Annotated in this window: 17 protein-coding genes; 7 read left to right on the top strand and 10 right to left on the bottom strand. The window is 60.7% G+C overall.

Annotated elements, in window-relative coordinates:
• Positions 1 to 90: 90 nt before the first annotated feature.
• Both TRIHO_RS08685 and TRIHO_RS08680 read right to left on the bottom strand, forming a co-directional pair.
• Positions 91 to 864: a BKACE family enzyme gene (locus tag TRIHO_RS08685; RefSeq protein WP_068242102.1), complete on the bottom strand. Its 774-nt coding sequence runs from the start codon at positions 862 to 864 to the stop codon at positions 91 to 93.
• Entirely contained in the window at positions 861 to 2,180 is a 1,320-nt protein-coding gene (locus TRIHO_RS08680) for an aspartate aminotransferase family protein (protein ID WP_068242100.1), read from the bottom strand. The genes TRIHO_RS08685 and TRIHO_RS08680 overlap by 4 nt, the downstream gene beginning before the upstream one ends.
• A gap of 108 nt (positions 2,181 to 2,288) precedes the next feature.
• Between TRIHO_RS08680 and TRIHO_RS08675 the strand changes: the two genes are divergently transcribed.
• The 4 genes from TRIHO_RS08675 to TRIHO_RS08660 all read left to right on the top strand — a co-directional run bounded on the left by TRIHO_RS08675 (position 2,289) and on the right by TRIHO_RS08660 (position 7,311).
• A complete protein-coding gene (locus TRIHO_RS08675) occupies positions 2,289 to 3,152 on the top strand; it encodes a MurR/RpiR family transcriptional regulator (protein WP_068242095.1) in 864 nt (287 codons plus the stop codon).
• A gap of 34 nt (positions 3,153 to 3,186) precedes the next feature.
• A complete protein-coding gene (locus TRIHO_RS08670; RefSeq protein WP_068242093.1) occupies positions 3,187 to 4,155 on the top strand; it encodes a TAXI family TRAP transporter solute-binding subunit in 969 nt (322 codons plus the stop codon).
• Between the two features lie 118 nt (positions 4,156 to 4,273).
• A complete protein-coding gene (locus TRIHO_RS08665; RefSeq protein WP_068242092.1) occupies positions 4,274 to 6,883 on the top strand; it encodes a TRAP transporter permease in 2,610 nt (869 codons plus the stop codon).
• A complete protein-coding gene (locus TRIHO_RS08660) occupies positions 6,880 to 7,311 on the top strand; it encodes a universal stress protein (protein WP_068242091.1) in 432 nt (143 codons plus the stop codon). The genes TRIHO_RS08665 and TRIHO_RS08660 overlap by 4 nt, the downstream gene beginning before the upstream one ends.
• A gap of 56 nt (positions 7,312 to 7,367) precedes the next feature.
• Here TRIHO_RS08660 and TRIHO_RS08655 read toward each other — a convergent pair whose 3' ends face one another.
• Positions 7,368 to 7,892, bottom strand: coding sequence for a 2OG-Fe(II) oxygenase (locus tag TRIHO_RS08655; RefSeq protein ID WP_232367742.1), 525 nt, complete (start codon positions 7,890 to 7,892; stop codon positions 7,368 to 7,370).
• Positions 7,893 to 8,101: 209 nt separating this feature from the next.
• Here TRIHO_RS08655 and TRIHO_RS08650 point away from each other — a divergent pair, with 209 nt between their 5' ends.
• Positions 8,102 to 8,683: a hemerythrin domain-containing protein gene (locus tag TRIHO_RS08650; protein WP_068242089.1), complete on the top strand. Its 582-nt coding sequence runs from the start codon at positions 8,102 to 8,104 to the stop codon at positions 8,681 to 8,683.
• A gap of 55 nt (positions 8,684 to 8,738) precedes the next feature.
• Here TRIHO_RS08650 and TRIHO_RS08645 read toward each other — a convergent pair whose 3' ends face one another.
• Positions 8,739 to 9,269 carry a hypothetical protein gene (locus TRIHO_RS08645; protein ID WP_068242084.1) on the bottom strand — a complete coding sequence of 177 codons (531 nt, stop codon included), beginning with the start codon at positions 9,267 to 9,269 and terminating at the stop codon, positions 8,739 to 8,741.
• A 131-nt stretch (positions 9,270 to 9,400) separates the two neighbouring features.
• Positions 9,401 to 9,934 carry a hypothetical protein gene (locus TRIHO_RS08640; protein WP_068242083.1) on the bottom strand — a complete coding sequence of 178 codons (534 nt, stop codon included), beginning with the start codon at positions 9,932 to 9,934 and terminating at the stop codon, positions 9,401 to 9,403.
• A gap of 65 nt (positions 9,935 to 9,999) precedes the next feature.
• Here TRIHO_RS08640 and TRIHO_RS08635 point away from each other — a divergent pair, with 65 nt between their 5' ends.
• Both TRIHO_RS08635 and TRIHO_RS08630 read left to right on the top strand, forming a co-directional pair.
• The gene (locus TRIHO_RS08635) at positions 10,000 to 10,536 is read left to right on the top strand and encodes a hypothetical protein (protein ID WP_068242082.1); all 537 of its coding nucleotides are present in this window, start codon (positions 10,000 to 10,002) and stop codon (positions 10,534 to 10,536) included.
• On the top strand, positions 10,533 to 10,754 hold the full coding sequence (locus tag TRIHO_RS08630) for a helix-turn-helix domain-containing protein (RefSeq protein WP_207498656.1): 222 nt from the start codon (positions 10,533 to 10,535) through the stop codon (positions 10,752 to 10,754). Before TRIHO_RS08635 ends, TRIHO_RS08630 begins: the two co-directional genes overlap by 4 nt.
• A gap of 123 nt (positions 10,755 to 10,877) precedes the next feature.
• On the opposite strand, the gene otnC is transcribed toward TRIHO_RS08630, so the two are convergent.
• From otnC to TRIHO_RS08605, 5 genes are read right to left on the bottom strand one after another with little or no spacing between them, the layout of a single operon-like run.
• Positions 10,878 to 11,513, bottom strand: coding sequence for a 3-oxo-tetronate 4-phosphate decarboxylase (gene otnC, locus TRIHO_RS08625; RefSeq protein WP_068242081.1), 636 nt, complete (start codon positions 11,511 to 11,513; stop codon positions 10,878 to 10,880).
• The gene (gene otnK / locus TRIHO_RS08620; protein ID WP_068242080.1) at positions 11,506 to 12,738 is read right to left on the bottom strand and encodes a 3-oxo-tetronate kinase; all 1,233 of its coding nucleotides are present in this window, start codon (positions 12,736 to 12,738) and stop codon (positions 11,506 to 11,508) included. The genes otnC and otnK overlap by 8 nt, the downstream gene beginning before the upstream one ends.
• Positions 12,735 to 13,544 carry an N-acyl homoserine lactonase family protein gene (locus TRIHO_RS08615; RefSeq protein ID WP_068242078.1) on the bottom strand — a complete coding sequence of 270 codons (810 nt, stop codon included), beginning with the start codon at positions 13,542 to 13,544 and terminating at the stop codon, positions 12,735 to 12,737. The genes otnK and TRIHO_RS08615 overlap by 4 nt, the downstream gene beginning before the upstream one ends.
• The gene (locus tag TRIHO_RS08610) at positions 13,541 to 13,837 is read right to left on the bottom strand and encodes a putative quinol monooxygenase (protein WP_068242076.1); all 297 of its coding nucleotides are present in this window, start codon (positions 13,835 to 13,837) and stop codon (positions 13,541 to 13,543) included. Before TRIHO_RS08610 ends, TRIHO_RS08615 begins: the two co-directional genes overlap by 4 nt.
• Positions 13,837 to 15,348 carry a tripartite tricarboxylate transporter permease gene (locus tag TRIHO_RS08605; protein ID WP_068242073.1) on the bottom strand — a complete coding sequence of 504 codons (1,512 nt, stop codon included), beginning with the start codon at positions 15,346 to 15,348 and terminating at the stop codon, positions 13,837 to 13,839. Before TRIHO_RS08605 ends, TRIHO_RS08610 begins: the two co-directional genes overlap by 1 nt.
• Position 15,349 lies beyond the last annotated feature (1 nt).

Here is a 15,349-nt window from a genome sequence, read left to right as displayed (position 1 = left end):
TCAAAAAAACACATGTGCCTTTGATGATGGTCTGTCCTGTTTTTGCCGGTTGCGGGACCGGTTTGGGGACCGAGGGCGCGCCAGAGTTGATCAGGCCGCAGATTCGGCAAGCCGTGCCGCCAAATCGGACACTTTTTCCGCGTTGTCGCGGGCAATCCGACCGTCGCTCAGCACGAGCGCGTTTTCGAAACCAACCCGGCATTTCCCGCCCCGCGCAACCGCTCGGCACAGGCAATCCGTTTCGGCGGCACCAAATGCACAGACCGCCCAGTCCGGCGTCAGACGATGCGCCTTCATCCAGTCAACAAAGGGATCCAGCTCCGCCGGTGACGAGGCGCCGCCCGCTGTGTAGCGCCCGAGCACAAACAACAGTTGCAGATCCGGCGCGGCCAGCGATGCCGGGTCCAACGCCTCGACCAATACCCGGCAATCCTCCAGATCGTAAAGGATATGCTGCACCGCAATGCCCGCCTGCTGGCAGGTTCGGAAAAACGCCGCCGCAGCCGGTTGTCCCGCCCGCAGAATCTCGCGGATCGAAACCGAGACCATATCTGCGCCCGATATCAGGGCGATCTCCATCTGCACGTCCGGCCCATACTGCCCGACCGCCTCTGTCGTGATCTGAACCGCCATCTGTGGCACCGTTTCTTTCAGCCGCGCGACCAGTCGCTGATACGCTGCGGCATCCAGAAGATGCCCCCCATTCGGATCGCGCAGATGCGCGTGAAGCCCCCCTGCCCCGGCGGCAAAACAGGCCTTCGCACAGGCCACCATCTCCGCCTCGGTGATTGGCAGCGCTGGATGGTCCGATTTCTGCAGACGAGCGCCATTTGGCGCCACCATGATCCGGGGCAGCGACCTCATAGCACAGCCGCCAGACTGATGGACAGCTTGGTCACCAGCTCGTCAATCTGATCCCGCGTGCAGATGAACGGGGGCGCAAGCAGCACATGGTCGCCGCGCTGGCCATCAATGGTGCCGCTCATCGGGTAGCAGATCAGTCCATTCTCCATCGCGGCAGCTTTCAGGCGCGCGGCCAGCTTGAGTTCCGGCTCAAACGGCATCTTGGTTTCACGATCAGCCACGAATTCCAGCGCCCGGAACATGCCGCGTCCCCGGATATCGCCGACATGGGGATGATCGCCGAATTCTGCGGTCAGCGCCTGCATCAGGTAGCCCCCCATCTCGGCTGAGCGGTCGGTAAGGCCACCCTCGGTCAGCCGCGTCACCACCGCGTTGGCCGCCGCGCAGGCGACCGGATGGCCAAGATAGGTATGACCGTGCTGGAAGAACCCGCTGCCGGTTTCAATGGCGCGGTAGATCACATCGCTGCACAGCATCGCGCCGATCGGCTGATAGCCCGCGCCAAGCCCCTTGGCGATGGTGACGATGTCCGGGGCGACCTCATCCTGCTCGCAGGCAAAAAACGTCCCCGTGCGCCCCATGCCGCACATGACCTCGTCGAGGATGAGCAGCACGCCATAGGTGTCGCAGATCTCGCGGATGCGCCGGAAATAGCCTTTGACCGCAGGCACCGCCCCCGCAGTGGCCCCGACAACCGGCTCGGCAAGAAAACCGATCACCGTTTCGGGCCCCAGCCGCAAAATCTCGGCTTCCAGCTCATTCGCAACGCGCTGACCGTAGCTTTCCTGGCTCTCGCCTTCCTGACGGTCGCGATATTCATAGCAAGGCGCGATATGGCTGGCCGAGACCATCACCGGATCGAACGGCGCCCGGCGCCAAAGGTTGCCACCGGTGCCCAGCGCCCCAAGCGTATTGCCGTGGTAACTCTGCCTCCGCGCGATAAATCGGGTCCGCTCCGGCTGGCCGATTTCCAGCATGTACTGGCGCGCCAGCTTCAGCGCCGCTTCGACGGCTTCGGACCCACCAGAGACCAGATAGACCCGGTCAATTCCGGCCGGCGCATGGGCAACCAGCTTGTCCGCCAGTGATTCTGCCGACTCGGACGTCAGAAAACCGGTGTGCGCAAAGTCGAGCCTGTCCAGCTGCGACCGGATCGCGGCAATCACATCCGGGTCGCTGTGACCAAGGCAGGACACGGCGGCACCGCCCGACCCATCAAGATATGATTTACCATTAGAATCATAAAGATATGCCCCTTGACCTCTGACCGCCAATGGGAGATTTCCCGTCGTATGTCGTGGGAAGACATGTGCCATGCTCTATCCTTCAATCGGCAGCAACATGGGCTGGCACTGAAACAGATGAGACCAGCATTGACAACCCATGAAACAAAACGGACAGTCAGGGCGATTAGGGGGGCCGGTTTGATTTCGACATTCGAAGTGCGACTGACAGAACGTTACGGTGAGCTCAGCGATGCCCTGCGCGTGGCTGCGGATTACATCGTGGACAACCCCATTGACCTTGCAACCAGAAGCCTACGCAGCGTGTCGCGCGACAGCGGTATCTCCCCGGCGGCATTTTCCCGGCTCGCCCGGGCGCTTGACTACAGCGATATCGAAGAGTTGCGCGAAGAGGTCCGTACGAAAATCGGCCAGCGCGTCAATAATTTCGCGGCCCGCGCGGAGCGACTGCACAATGACCCGCAAAACCGAAACGCGGGCTTTCTGGATGCACATCTGACCGCCTGCCAGCGGAACCTGCAGCACTTTGGCGAGACAATCGACCGCAAGGCGCTGGATGAGGCGGTAGAGCGGATTTCGCGCGCCCGCAAGGTGCTGTTGCTGGGCGCGCTCGGGTCCACCGGCGTGGTCGAATACCTGTCCTACATGGCCAGTTTCTGCGCCGAAAACTGGTCCCTCGCCAGTCGCATGGGCGCCTCCCTTGGGGCCGGCATTGCCGGGCTTGGGGCGGAGGACGTGTTGATCATTGTCACCAAACCGCCCTTTTCCGCTCAGGCCATCCGTGCGGCGGCGCTGGCGCAAGAGCAGGACGTCTATGTCGTCCTGATCACCGATTCCCTGGGCTGTCCGGCGCTCAAACACGCGTCTGCACGTTTCATCGTGCCGACCGATGGCCCCCATTTCTATTCTTCCTACGTCGTCACGATGTTCCTGGTGGAAACCCTGATCGGGGTTTTGATCAGCCGGTCCGGCCCCGAAGCCCGCGCCAGAATCGCCGAAGTAGAAGATGCCAATCGGGTCCTGGCCGAAGTCTGGGACCTGTGACTGATTCAGAACATGTAATCGAAAGGAGATCTTTATGTTCGCTAAACTGAAACTGACGGCTGCGAGCGCCGTTGCGGTGGCCATGCTGGCACCTGCCGCCATTGCGGAGGAGTTCATCACCATCGGCACCGGCGGTGTGACCGGGGTTTATTACCCCACCGGTGGCGCAATCTGCCGTCTGGTGAACAAGGGCCGGCGCGATCACGGCATCCGCTGCTCGGTCGAATCCACCGGCGGGTCGGTCTATAACATCAACACCATCCGCGAAGGCGAGCTGGAGTTCGGTGTCGCCCAATCCGACTGGCAGTACCACGCCTATAACGGCTCTTCCCGCTTTGAAGAGGCCGGCCCGTTTGAAGAACTGCGGGCGGTTTTCTCGGTCCACCCGGAACCCTTCACCGTTGTGGCCCGCGCCGACAGCGGCATCATCTCGATCGAGGACCTCAAAGGCAAGCGCGTCAACATCGGCAACCCCGGCTCCGGTCAGCGCGGCACCATGGAAGTGCTGATGGAAGCCCTCGGCTGGACCACCGACGATTTCGCACTGGCCACAGAATTGAAAGCCGCCGAACAATCCGCGGCCCTCTGTGACAACCAGATCGACGCGATGGTCTATACGGTCGGCCACCCCTCCGGCTCCATCCAGGAAGCCACAACCGCCTGTGACTCGGTGCTGGTCGAAGTCTCCGGCGATGTGGTTGACGGTCTCGTGGCAGAGAACTCCTTCTACCGGACAGCAACCATTCCGGGCGGCATGTATCGCGGCAACGATGAGGACACCACGACCTTTGGCGTTGGTGCGACCTTTGTCAGCTCCTCGAACGTATCCGAGGAGGTCGTCTATACACTCGTCAGCTCCATCTTCGAGAACTTTGAGGATTTCACCGGCCTGCACCCGGCCTTTGCAAATCTGAAGCCCGAAGAAATGGCAACCGCAGGCCTGTCCGCGCCGCTGCACCCCGGTGCCGCGAAATACTACCGCGAACAAGGCTGGATCGAGTAAGCGATCTGGTGTGAACTAGGTCGGGGGCGGTGATCGCCCCCGACTCAACCAAGGCGTGCGCCCACAGAGGTCTGCACGGATAAAAGGTCAGACCTGAGAACAGGCCGCAGGGGGTTACATGTCGTCACACGAAAACCGCGCGCTAAGCGAAGAAGAACTGCAAGAGCTGGTTGCCGCCAGCGACAGCGGAGCCAGAAGCCCGACCGGTGCGGTCGGTATTTTTATTGCCGTGGTGGCGCTGGTCTGGTCGATCTTTCAGGTGCTTCTCGCCTCGCCCGTCGCCCCCTATATCCTGCCCGGCGATCTGATCAACAATTCGCGTCAGATCCATCTGGCCTTTGCCGTTTTCCTGGCCGCCATGGCCTACCCGCTGTTCAAATCCAGCCCACGCGATCACATTCCCTATTATGACTGGGCGCTTGGCATCGCCGGCGCGTTTCTCGCGCTTTATGGCTATTTCTTCTATGAGAAGATCGTCGGGAATGGCGGTCTGGCGGATGCATCGGACGCCTATTTCGCCCTCGCGGGCCTAATCCTGCTGTTTATCGCCTCCTACCGGGTGCTGGGTCCGATCATGGTGATCCTCGCGGTGGTCTTTCTGCTCTACGTCTTCTTCGGCTCTTCTGAACTGGTGCCCGATCAGATCCGCTGGGCCGGTGCCTCGCTGCGCAAGGCGATGAGCCATATGTGGATCACCTCCGAAGGTGTCTTTGGCATCGCGCTTGGGGTATCCACCAAATTCGTCTTTCTCTTTGTGCTGTTCGGCGCGCTGCTGGATAAGGCCGGTGCCGGCAACTATTTTATCAAGATGGCCTTTGGCGCGCTTGGCCACCTGCGGGGCGGCCCGGCCAAAGCGGCCGTTGTCGGCTCTGCCGCGACGGGGCTGATTTCCGGCTCGTCCATCGCCAATGTGGTCACCACCGGCACCTTCACCATCCCGTTGATGAAACGCGTCGGATTTTCCGCGGAAAAGGCCGGCTCGGTCGAGGTTGCCTCTTCCGTCAACGGTCAGATCATGCCGCCGGTGATGGGGGCTGCTGCCTTTTTGATGGTGGAATACGTCGGTATTTCCTACGTCGAAGTCATCACCCACGCCTTCTTGCCCGCGATCATCAGCTATATCGCGCTGGTCTATATCGTTCACCTCGAAGCAGTGAAAAACAACATGCCCACCATCGGCAACAAGGTGGTCAGCATGGGCCGCACGGTTGGCGGCATGTTTGCCTTTTTCGCCGGTTTTGCGCTACTGTGCTACGCCACGCAATTTCCGGTCTCCGCGATCGTCTCGCTGTTTCCCGAAGGCTCCGGGCTGATCCTGTCGGCTTTGCTGGGGCTGATCTATGTGGCACTGGTCTATCTGGCGGCGCAAATCCCGGATCTTGAACCCGATGATCCAACAGCCGAAGTGGTCGAACTGCCGGACGTGGCCAAGATCTATAAATCGGGCCTCTACTATCTGCTGCCGATCATTGTTCTGGTCTATTTCCTGATGATCGAGCGTAAATCCCCGGGCCTGTCGGCCTTCTGGGCCACATTCCTGCTCTTTGGCATCCTGCTGACACAGAAATCGCTCAAGGCGTTCTTCCGGGGCGAGGAAAACGCCCTGAACCGTCTGCGCGACGGGCTGGTTGACCTGATCCAGGGCATGATCGACGGCGCCCGCAACATGATCGGGATCGGCCTTGCCACCGCAACCGCCGGGATCATCGTCGGCACCGTCTCCCTGACCGGCATCGGGCAGGTCATGGCGGATTTTGTCGAATTCCTCTCCGGCGGCAATCTGATCCTGATGCTGCTTTTCGTGGCGATCCTGTCGCTGATCCTCGGGATGGGGCTGCCGACAACGGCCAACTATATCGTGGTCTCATCGCTGATGGTCGGGGTGGTCGTCGAGCTTGGCGCGCAATCCGGCCTCATCGTGCCACTGATCGCGGTGCACCTCTTTGTGTTCTACTTCGGGATCATGGCTGATGTGACGCCGCCCGTCGGCCTGGCCAGTTTCGCCGCTGCCGCCGTTTCTGGCGGTGATGCGATCCGCACCGGGTTTATCGCGTTCTTCTACAGCCTGCGCACCGTCGCACTGCCCTTTGTCTTTATCTTCAACACGGATCTGCTGCTGATTGATGTGACGGTCACGCAGGGCATTATCGTCTTTGTCGTCGCAACGCTTGGCATCTTGATCTTTACTGCGGCCACGATGGGCTGGTTCCTGACCCGCAACCGGATCTGGGAAACCGTCGCGATGCTGCTGGTCGCCTTCGCCCTGTTCCGGCCCGGGTTCTTCATGAACCAGATCCAACCGCCGTTTGAACAGATCGACCCCGCCGCCTTCGGCGAGGCCATCGGCACTGCCACGCCCGGCAGCGCATGGCGCGTTGTTGTATCCGGCCCGGATTTCGACACGCTGGAAATCAAGGAGGTCACCGTGCCCGTCACCGTGCCGGAGGGCGAGGACGCCGCCGCGCGTCTCGACGCGCTTGGTTTCATCCTCATCCCCGAAGGCGACGTGCAGCGGCTGGATGAACCGATGTTCGGCACCGAGCTTGGCGATGCCCTGTCCAGCTTTGATTTCTACGGCGACGCCCCTGTCCAGATCGTGACCGTCAAGGCGACAGCGGATCAACTTCCCAAGGAGCTGATCTTCATCCCCGCCCTGCTGCTGATGGCGCTGATCAGCCTCCTGCAAACCCGGCGGGCAAGAGCCTTCACCAAAGGAGAAACGGCATGACCCAGACAGTTCTCTGCGCAATCGACATCAATCGCGGCGACGAAGAAGCCGCAGTTCTGCAACAGGCCAAGAAGATGGCTGATGCAGACGGCGCCCGGCTGGATGTCATCACCGTAGTGCCGGATTTCGGCGCCTCGGTGGTTGGTGCCTACTTCAAGGACCATGATGTCAAGACCGCCAGGGACAGCGCCTCTGCCGCGATGAATGCGCTGGTCACCAAAGTGATCGGAGAAGAGGCGAACAAGGGCGTTCGCCATATCGTCGCAATCGGCAATGTTTATGAGGAAGTGTTGAAAGCGGCGAAACTGTCAGGCGCCGATCTGATCGTGATCGGGGCGCACCGGCCGGATTTCAAGGATTACCTCCTTGGTCCCAACGCCGCACGGGTGGTGCGCCATTCCACCTGCTCGGTCTACGTGGTCCGCTAGATCACGCCTCGCCGCCTCCATGACGGGCGCGGCTTTGGGCGGATTTGCCGGTGGGTTTAGAGGAAGGCCGGGCCGTGCACCCAAGTGGTGAGCGAACAGCGGGTCCCCGACGCCACCGGCGTCACGCGATGCGGCGTGAAGCTGGGAAACAGTGTCGCATCCCCCCAACACACGGCTGCGGTTTCCACCCGGCCGGTGCTGTTCATCTCCAACCGCCCCCCCTCATAGGTCAGCGGATCGCTTAGCTGCGCGACCAGGGTCAACTTCCGTTTCTCAGCGCAATGCCCCGCCCCGATGTCGCTGTGCCAGTCAAAATGGCTGCCATCTGCGGCATCATAGACTGCAATCTGTACCTTTTCGGCAAATTCGGTCAGGGCGAATTTGAAATGGGATCTGTTGGCGGCGCTGACCGTTGCCATCACCTGGGAAAAAACCCAGCCTGCGTCGCCGTCCTCATCCAGCCAGGCAATGCGCGCGGTGCGGATTTTGTCATTCTGGCGCCCCTTGACGAGGCCCGCCTCCTGAACGCCGCCCGCCTTGGCATAGCGAATGATTTCGTCGCATTGAGCAGGGGAAAACATGGCGCTGCATGTCAGGGGGGTCAACATTTTGAGGGACTCAGTTCATAGGGCAACGCAAAATTGCTCCCCGCACCTAGTGGCCGAAGGGACGGCTGTCTTGCCTTTCCACGACCCGGATGTCGGAAACGACGCCTGGAACCGCGATACCGTGATGGTCGCTGGCAGGCAAACGCGCTTGGAAATACGCCGGACACCGCTATATATGCGGCATGACTGATCTTTCCTCCCATGCGCTGGACGACCTGACCCTGAATGAGGCTGCCCGCCCCAAGGCACCGCCGGTGCCGGAGGCGACCGACCAGCACCGCAGGCAGGGTCAGCAACTGGCCGCGATTCACCGTCACTACCTGGCCGAGATGGCGCAGATCGCAGCGGTCTTGGCCCGGATCGAGGCAAAGGATGCGCCACCCGCGCATCTCAAACGCATCGTGCTGTCGCTTGATATGACAGAAAACCTGCGCGGGTTTGGCTCCCTTTGCGGGCGCGAATGTCAGGTGCTGAAGCTGCACCATGATATCGAAAGTTCCGACATGTTTCCCAGGGTGGAGGCAGCCGGCGGAGGCAAGTTTCGCGACATCGTGGCCAAGCTGAAGGCCGAACACGAGGTGGTGCACGAGTTGATTATCCGACTGAACCGCGCGGCGGACGCCTTGATCGACGATCCGTCAGAGGCAAATTTCACCCAAGCCGCAACCACCTTCCGCAAGCTTGAGGCCGTTGTGCGCTCTCATTTTGGCTATGAGGAAACCGAACTGGCCGAAGCTATCGGCTATTATCTGGAGCGGATCTGACGCGGCTTAGCCGATGTTGTCGCGTCGGTGCGGGCGGGCCGTGGCTGGGGTGATATCAGTCAAACCCTTCGGCGATAAGGGAATGAAAGTTCCTGTCCAATCTGTCCCGCATGGCGCGCCGTTTCTCGCCCGGCAGCCCGCGCAGATATTTCGTCATCTGCCGGAACCGCAAAGCACGCAGAGGGTTCGTCAGAACCTGTATCAACCCGTATGCCAGTGCCCCCAGAACCAGCATGACCCCAACCATGGAGCTGGTGAACCAGATCCGGTTGCCCGCTGCCATCACTGTCCCTGCCAGGAGAACAAGGCTGAAACCATATATCAGACGTCGCCCCGATGGTCCCACGCTACGCCAGGCAACTTCAATGCCGTCTCCGTAAAGCCCCAACCCAGCCCAAAGGCCGAGCAGAATAAGCACACGGTCCCCGGCAGCTGACCAGAAGCCGATTTGGAGCCCCTGCAGGAGACACACACAGAGGGCCACGGCCACGATACAAAGGCGCAGCGCCGCATAGACCCGCACGGTCGCCGCCGTCTCAAGCGGAACCGTCTGGCCAATCATATCGAAGTCAGGCGTTGTGTTCATTTTTGCACCGCGTTGCTTGCTATCAAGCCTCCGCTGACAAAGCGGCAAATCTATGGTGGTCGCCTGAATTTCTTGCACCCGGACAGACCCACTCTTTCGTCGGCGCATCGATCACGGATCACATTTCAACCTCACTGGATTGTGCTGCAAGCACCCATATTGCCGATCTGCTGCGGGTCGGCGATGGCTGAAATCGGGGCGTTGCGGACCAGCGGCTGGAATGGGCCATCTTTGGCCACCCGGATGCCAACACTGACCCGGGCCTCGGGTGCAGGACCCGCGCCGATCTTGCAGGGCGACAGGGTGACATTCAGCGAACCGCTTGTCGCATCATCCGCTTCGGCCTTCCATTGGCGGGCGACCGCTTGGGCCGCGCGCAGGGCGTCAAGGTCACTTGGCGCCACCCGATAGGTGGCCTGCCCAGCGGCCATTCGATCCAGTACAAAGGTATTCTCGTGGATTTCGCCGGTGTCGGCTCTGGTGACCGTGAACTTCAGCCGTGCGGAGCTCGGCTCAATATCCAACCCCTCCGGCAATGTGATGGTCACCGCAAATCCCGCCGGATCAGCCTCCATCGGGGACAGAGACCGCAGCCGCAACGCGGTGGCGGGAACAACACTGGTGCAAGCGGACAGCAACAGGACAGGCAATATAAGCAAGCGCATTCGAATCTCCTTGTGCATTCATTTTTTAATGTGATACGATAAATTATAAAAGGAAAGGATGAAAAATGCCCCAAAAGCACAGGTTGGAAAATTTGTCGCGAATACTGGAATGGGCGACGACCTTCAGTCTGATCGCCATCCCTGTGGCGACGATTGTGTCCCTATCCGTCACCCCGATCACGCCTGAGGTTCTGGGGCAGAAATTGGGGCATCTGGCGGTGTCCCCCGCTGCGACAACGGCGCAGATCTATGCGGCTGTTGCGCTGACCCTGGTTCCGCTGGCCATCTTGCTCTTTACGTTGAACACGATGCGGCATCTGTTCGCATGCTACCGGCAGGGTCGGGTTTTGACGGACAGCTGCGCGGCATTGATCCAACGGATCGGCCACGGATTTCTCGCGCTGGCGTTGGCGCCCTTCGTTCTGCGCCCGGTGGCCTCCGTCCTGCTGACGATCGGCAATGCCCCTGATGCGCGTGCCCTCTCCATCGCGATCAGCAGCGAGATGGTCTTTTTCGCGCTGGCGGGCGGTCTGATTACGGTGATTGGCTGGGCCATGGGAGAGGCCGCCGATGTGGCGTCGGAAAATCGGGCATTTATATGAAAGATCTGGAAATTGTCGTCCGGCTGGATGTTGTTTTGGCTCTGCGCAAGATGAAGTCACGCGACCTCGCGCTGGCCGTTGGCATTACCGAGCAAAACATCAGCCTGTTGAAGTCCGGAAAGGTCAAAGGCATCCGGTTTGAGACGCTGGCAAAAATCTGTGCCGTTCTGGAATGCCAGCCAGGAGACCTGCTGGAGGCGCTACCGACCGAGACATAACGTGCACCGCATGCCTCCCCGCCCAAGGCCGACGCAACCTGCCCTTCAAAAGCGGTCATGCCACCCGCGCAGAGGCCACATGTTCCATGCTGGCGCAAAAGGCCCGCTCGAGACTATTGCGATCTAGCCGAAACGCGCCAGCAAGGCAGCAATCATCTCCGGATCCAAAAGCTGCGGATCGAGGCCGCGCGTCAGCAGAGCGAGCTTCGCCGTCTCCTCCAGTTCTTCCATGGCAAAGACCGCAGCCTCCAGGTCGGAGGCGGCTACAACGGGTCCATGGTTCGCCAACAGCACGGCAGACCGCTGGCCAGCCAAGCCACGGATCGCCTCGCCCATCGCCGGATCACCGGGCATGAAGACAGGCAACAATTTCACCTTGCCCAGTTTCATGATCGAATATGGGGTCAGCGGCGGCAACACGTTGTCAGGGTCAATGTCAGGCAACATCGACAAGGCAACGGAATGGGTCGAATGCAAGTGCACCACTGCGCCCGCCCCGGTGCGGGTCTCGTAAAAAGCGGCGTGGAGCGGCGTTTCCTTGGTGGGCGCATCACCGGACAGCAGGCGCATCTGCGTGTCCAACCGGCTGATGCGCGCCGGATCAAGAAATCCCATCGACTGCCCTGTTGGCGTCACAAGCAATGACCCATCCGACAGGCGCGCGGAGATGTTTCCAGAGCTGCCACAGGTCAGGCCGCGATCAAACATACTCTTGGCGAGGCGACAGATCTGCTCCCGCAGGTGCGCTTCTTCAGACATCACGTCCCTCCATCCGGGCAAGCGCGGCTTCAAAGAAGCGCGGCGCGCCAAAATTTCCGGACTTCAGGGCCAACGCGACAGGCTCTGCCCCGACCAGGCGCACGACCGGAACACCGGGGGCAAGGCGCGGGCCGATCTCCAGCTCGGTCGCAGCAAGCCCCTGCACCACCGCACCGGAGGTTTCGCCCCCCGCCACCACGATCCGCCGCACCCCCTCTTGCCGCAACCGCGCCGCCAGCTGGGCAAACGTCCCCTCAAGGACCTGCGCCGTGCGCTCCCGACCCAGTCGGTCCTGAACCTCTGCCACCGTCGACGGATCCGCGGAGGAGTACACCATCGGGGGAACCCCTTGCGACAGGACCCAATCGCAAAGCTGTTCGACAGAGGTCCGCCCCTCGAGAATGTCTTCTGCACTGATTTCGCGCGCAGGCGCCGTTTCAAGATACAGCTCCACCTGCCGGCGCGTCGCCCGGCTGCAAGACCCCGACAGGACCACGCCCGGCCCGGTGATCGGCTGCCAAGGCGGTGTAAGGGCCGTGGCGCCGAAATTTTCCGGCAATCCCAATGCAATTCCCGACCCACCACAGACCAAAGACGCCCCGCATGCCGCACGACCGATCGACCGAAGGTCGCAATCCGACACAGCATCAACGATCGCATACCCCGTGACCGGCAGGGCATTCCGAATAGCCTCCGGGCCTGCGGCAACCACAGGCAGGGGAACATGCGCCACAGGCCGCGGGGTCTGTTCCGCCAGAACACGACGCAGATCCGCATCGCGCATCGGCGTCAGGGGATGGTCCTGCATCCCGCTTTCATTCAGCAGCCGGTCCCCGACAAAGAGATGACCCTGATAGACGCTGCGGCCATTTTCGGGAAAGGCCGGGCATATGATCACGCCGTCGGCATTCAATCTGGTGCTCAATGCATCAAGAACGGGACCAATATTACCGTCGGCAGTGCTGTCAAAGGTCGAACACACCTTAAAGACAATCTGCTCCGCTCCCTGTGCCAGCAACCAGTCACAGGCAGCAACCGACTGCGCGACGGCATCGACAACCGGCGCGGTCCGCGACTTGAGCGCGACAACGGCGACCTCTGAGGAACTGGCCCCAGCTGCCTTTGGAACACCGTTGTACTGAACAGTCGCCATCCCGGCTTCGGCGAGGGTGAGGGCAATGTCGGACGCCCCCGTGAAATCATCCGCGATAACGCCGATCTTCATGCGCCCACCTCCTGTTTTGGATCTCGTATCGGGCCATGGTCCAACCGAAAAACATGCGGCGCGATCTCGGCGGGGTACAGCACCCGCACCAACGGGTCATGTCCCGGCACGATCAGTCTTGAATGAGATGCAAGACGCTCCAGCACGGCGAAGCCATCGAGCATGTTTTGCAGATCGACCACGATGGGGAAGGGTTTGCGGGCAAAGACGTTTTCGTAAAAATGCGCCGCATCCGAGGCCAGAACCAACCATCCCGCAGCGGTGCGCACCCGGACGCATTGCAAGCCCCGCGAGTGGCCGCCAATGGCATGAACCGTAACACCCTCTGCGATCTCGGCGTCCCCCTCGTAGAACACCACCTTTCCCGAATAGAGCCGACGCACCGCCTCGCAGACATGCGAGGCACTAAACGGTGCCCGCAGAGTGTCGTGGCACATACAGGGGCCCGTCGCGAACTGCATCTCGGCTGTCTGCATGTGCAGCGTGGCATTGGGAAACAGATGGAGCCCGCCGGCATGGTCATAATGCAGATGGGTGACAATCACCTGGGTGATGTCCTCGGCGACGATCCCGAGTGGTTTCAGCGCTTCTCGGGGGTCCATCTCAATGGGGCGGTTTCGACGATGTGCCTCGACTGCGTCATACCCCGTGTCGACAAGGATGACCTCGGCCCCGCGACGCAGTACCCAGATGGAATAATCCATCGCATGAGGCGCATCGTGATTGTCATCAAACAAAAAGCTGTCCGCCCGCGTGCGCATGTTGCGCTCGGCATATTTGACACTGTGAACCTGCCAATCGCTCATCTCAGCACCTCGCGGAACAGCCTCACGTCCTTGGCGGCGACAAAGCCCGCGACGGCGGCATCAAAGGCTTTGAAATGCGCACTGTCGAGATGAGCGGCAAAGGCCGCCTCGTCGTCATAAATCTCATAAAGGAAGACCTCGTCGGCAGGGCTTCTTGCACGCGCCGTGCAGACGTCGAATTGCTGGCAGCCCGGTTCCTCAGCCAGCGACCGGCGGGCATTTTCCACCATCAAGGGCAGGAATTCCGTCAGACACCCGGGGAGGAGCGTAAAGGTTACAGTCACAACATACATCAGACAGTGCGCCCTTTCATGCGGGTCAGTGCCCGTTTTGCAATCGGCAGCTGGCCGAGGATGAGGGCGACGTTCAGCGTCACCAGAATTGCAGCCCCCGGACGAGAGACAAAGGCCAAAAGATCGCCATCGGACAACAAGAGCGTCCGCCGGAAGGTCTCGTCAAACAGACCGCCAAGGATGACACCGATCACCAGCGGCGCGATGGGGTACTTCAGGAGGTTCATCAGGTAGGCCACCGCGCCCACCCCCAGCATGAGGTAAAGGTCATTGAGACCGCCGCCGACACTAAACGAGCCTATGGTGGTCAGCACCATGACCAACGGCAGAAACACCGTCTGTGGCACCCGCAGGATCTTGATAAACACCCGCGCCGTGAACAACCCCATGACAAACATGGTAAAGCTGGCCAGCACCATGATCGCAACCACGCGCAGAATGATAGCAGGGTCGATGGTGGGGCCGGGGATCACGTTGTTGATCTTGAACGCACCCATCAAGGCGGCAGCCGGTGGCGAGCCGGGAATACCCAGCACCAGGAGCGGGATCAAAGCTCCGCCGATGCAGGCGTTATTCGCGGTTTCCGAACATAGCAGCCCCTCCAGGCTACCTTTGCCGAACTTGTCCCCCTCGGCAGAGACCGATTTGCCGACGCCATAGCTTACCCAGCCCGCGACATCTTCGCCCACACCGGGCAGTGCACCAACGCCGGTTCCAATCACGCCGGAACGACCGATGGTTGGCAGATAGCGCCGGATCGCAGCCATGTTTGGCAAAATGCGGCCGGTCACCTCAATCATCTTGCCAACCTCCAGGTGACGCAGCCCCTCAATGATCTGGGGCACGGCAAAGGCGCCCATCAGCACCGGCACCACCGCAATACCGCTCAGCAGATAGGACCAGCCGAAGGTGTAACGCGCCTCGCTCAGGATCGGATCCATGCCAACCATGGCCAGCGCCAACCCGATAAGCCCTGCGATCCAACCTTTGATCGCAAGATCCTCGCTCATCAGCGTGCCGGACAACAAGATCCCGAACAGTGCCAGGAGTGCTTTCTCCGGACTGGCAATGTTTTTGGAAATCAGCAAGAGCACCCAGACAAAAATCAATAGCGCCACCGTGCCAACAAGCGTTCCGATAAAACTCCCTGTGGTGGTCAGGCCAAGCGCCTCGGCGCCGCGCCCTTGCTTGGCAAGAGGATGCCCATCCATTGCGGTCGCGGCACTGGCCGCCGTACCAGGGATATTGAGCAGGATCGACGGATAAGATCCGCCATAGATCGCCCCGACATAGGCCCCGAGGAGCGCAATCAACGCGTAATCCAGCGGGATCTTATTGCCAAAGAACCCTGTGAGAATGGTCACAGCCAATGTCGCCGTCAGCCCCGGCAGGGCACCGAACACAATGCCGAGGAAGACGGAACTGATGAGGTAGACATAGGTCCATGGATCAATGACCAAATCCGCAAAAGCCCAGGCAAAGCCGAGCATTTGCCCAAAGAGAAACTCCATT

The organism is Tritonibacter horizontis (assembly GCF_001518015.1).
Lineage (GTDB): Bacteria > Pseudomonadota > Alphaproteobacteria > Rhodobacterales > Rhodobacteraceae > Epibacterium > Epibacterium horizontis.
The sequence above is the reverse complement of the archived record's forward strand: the minus strand, read 5'-3'. Positions and strand labels throughout refer to the sequence as shown.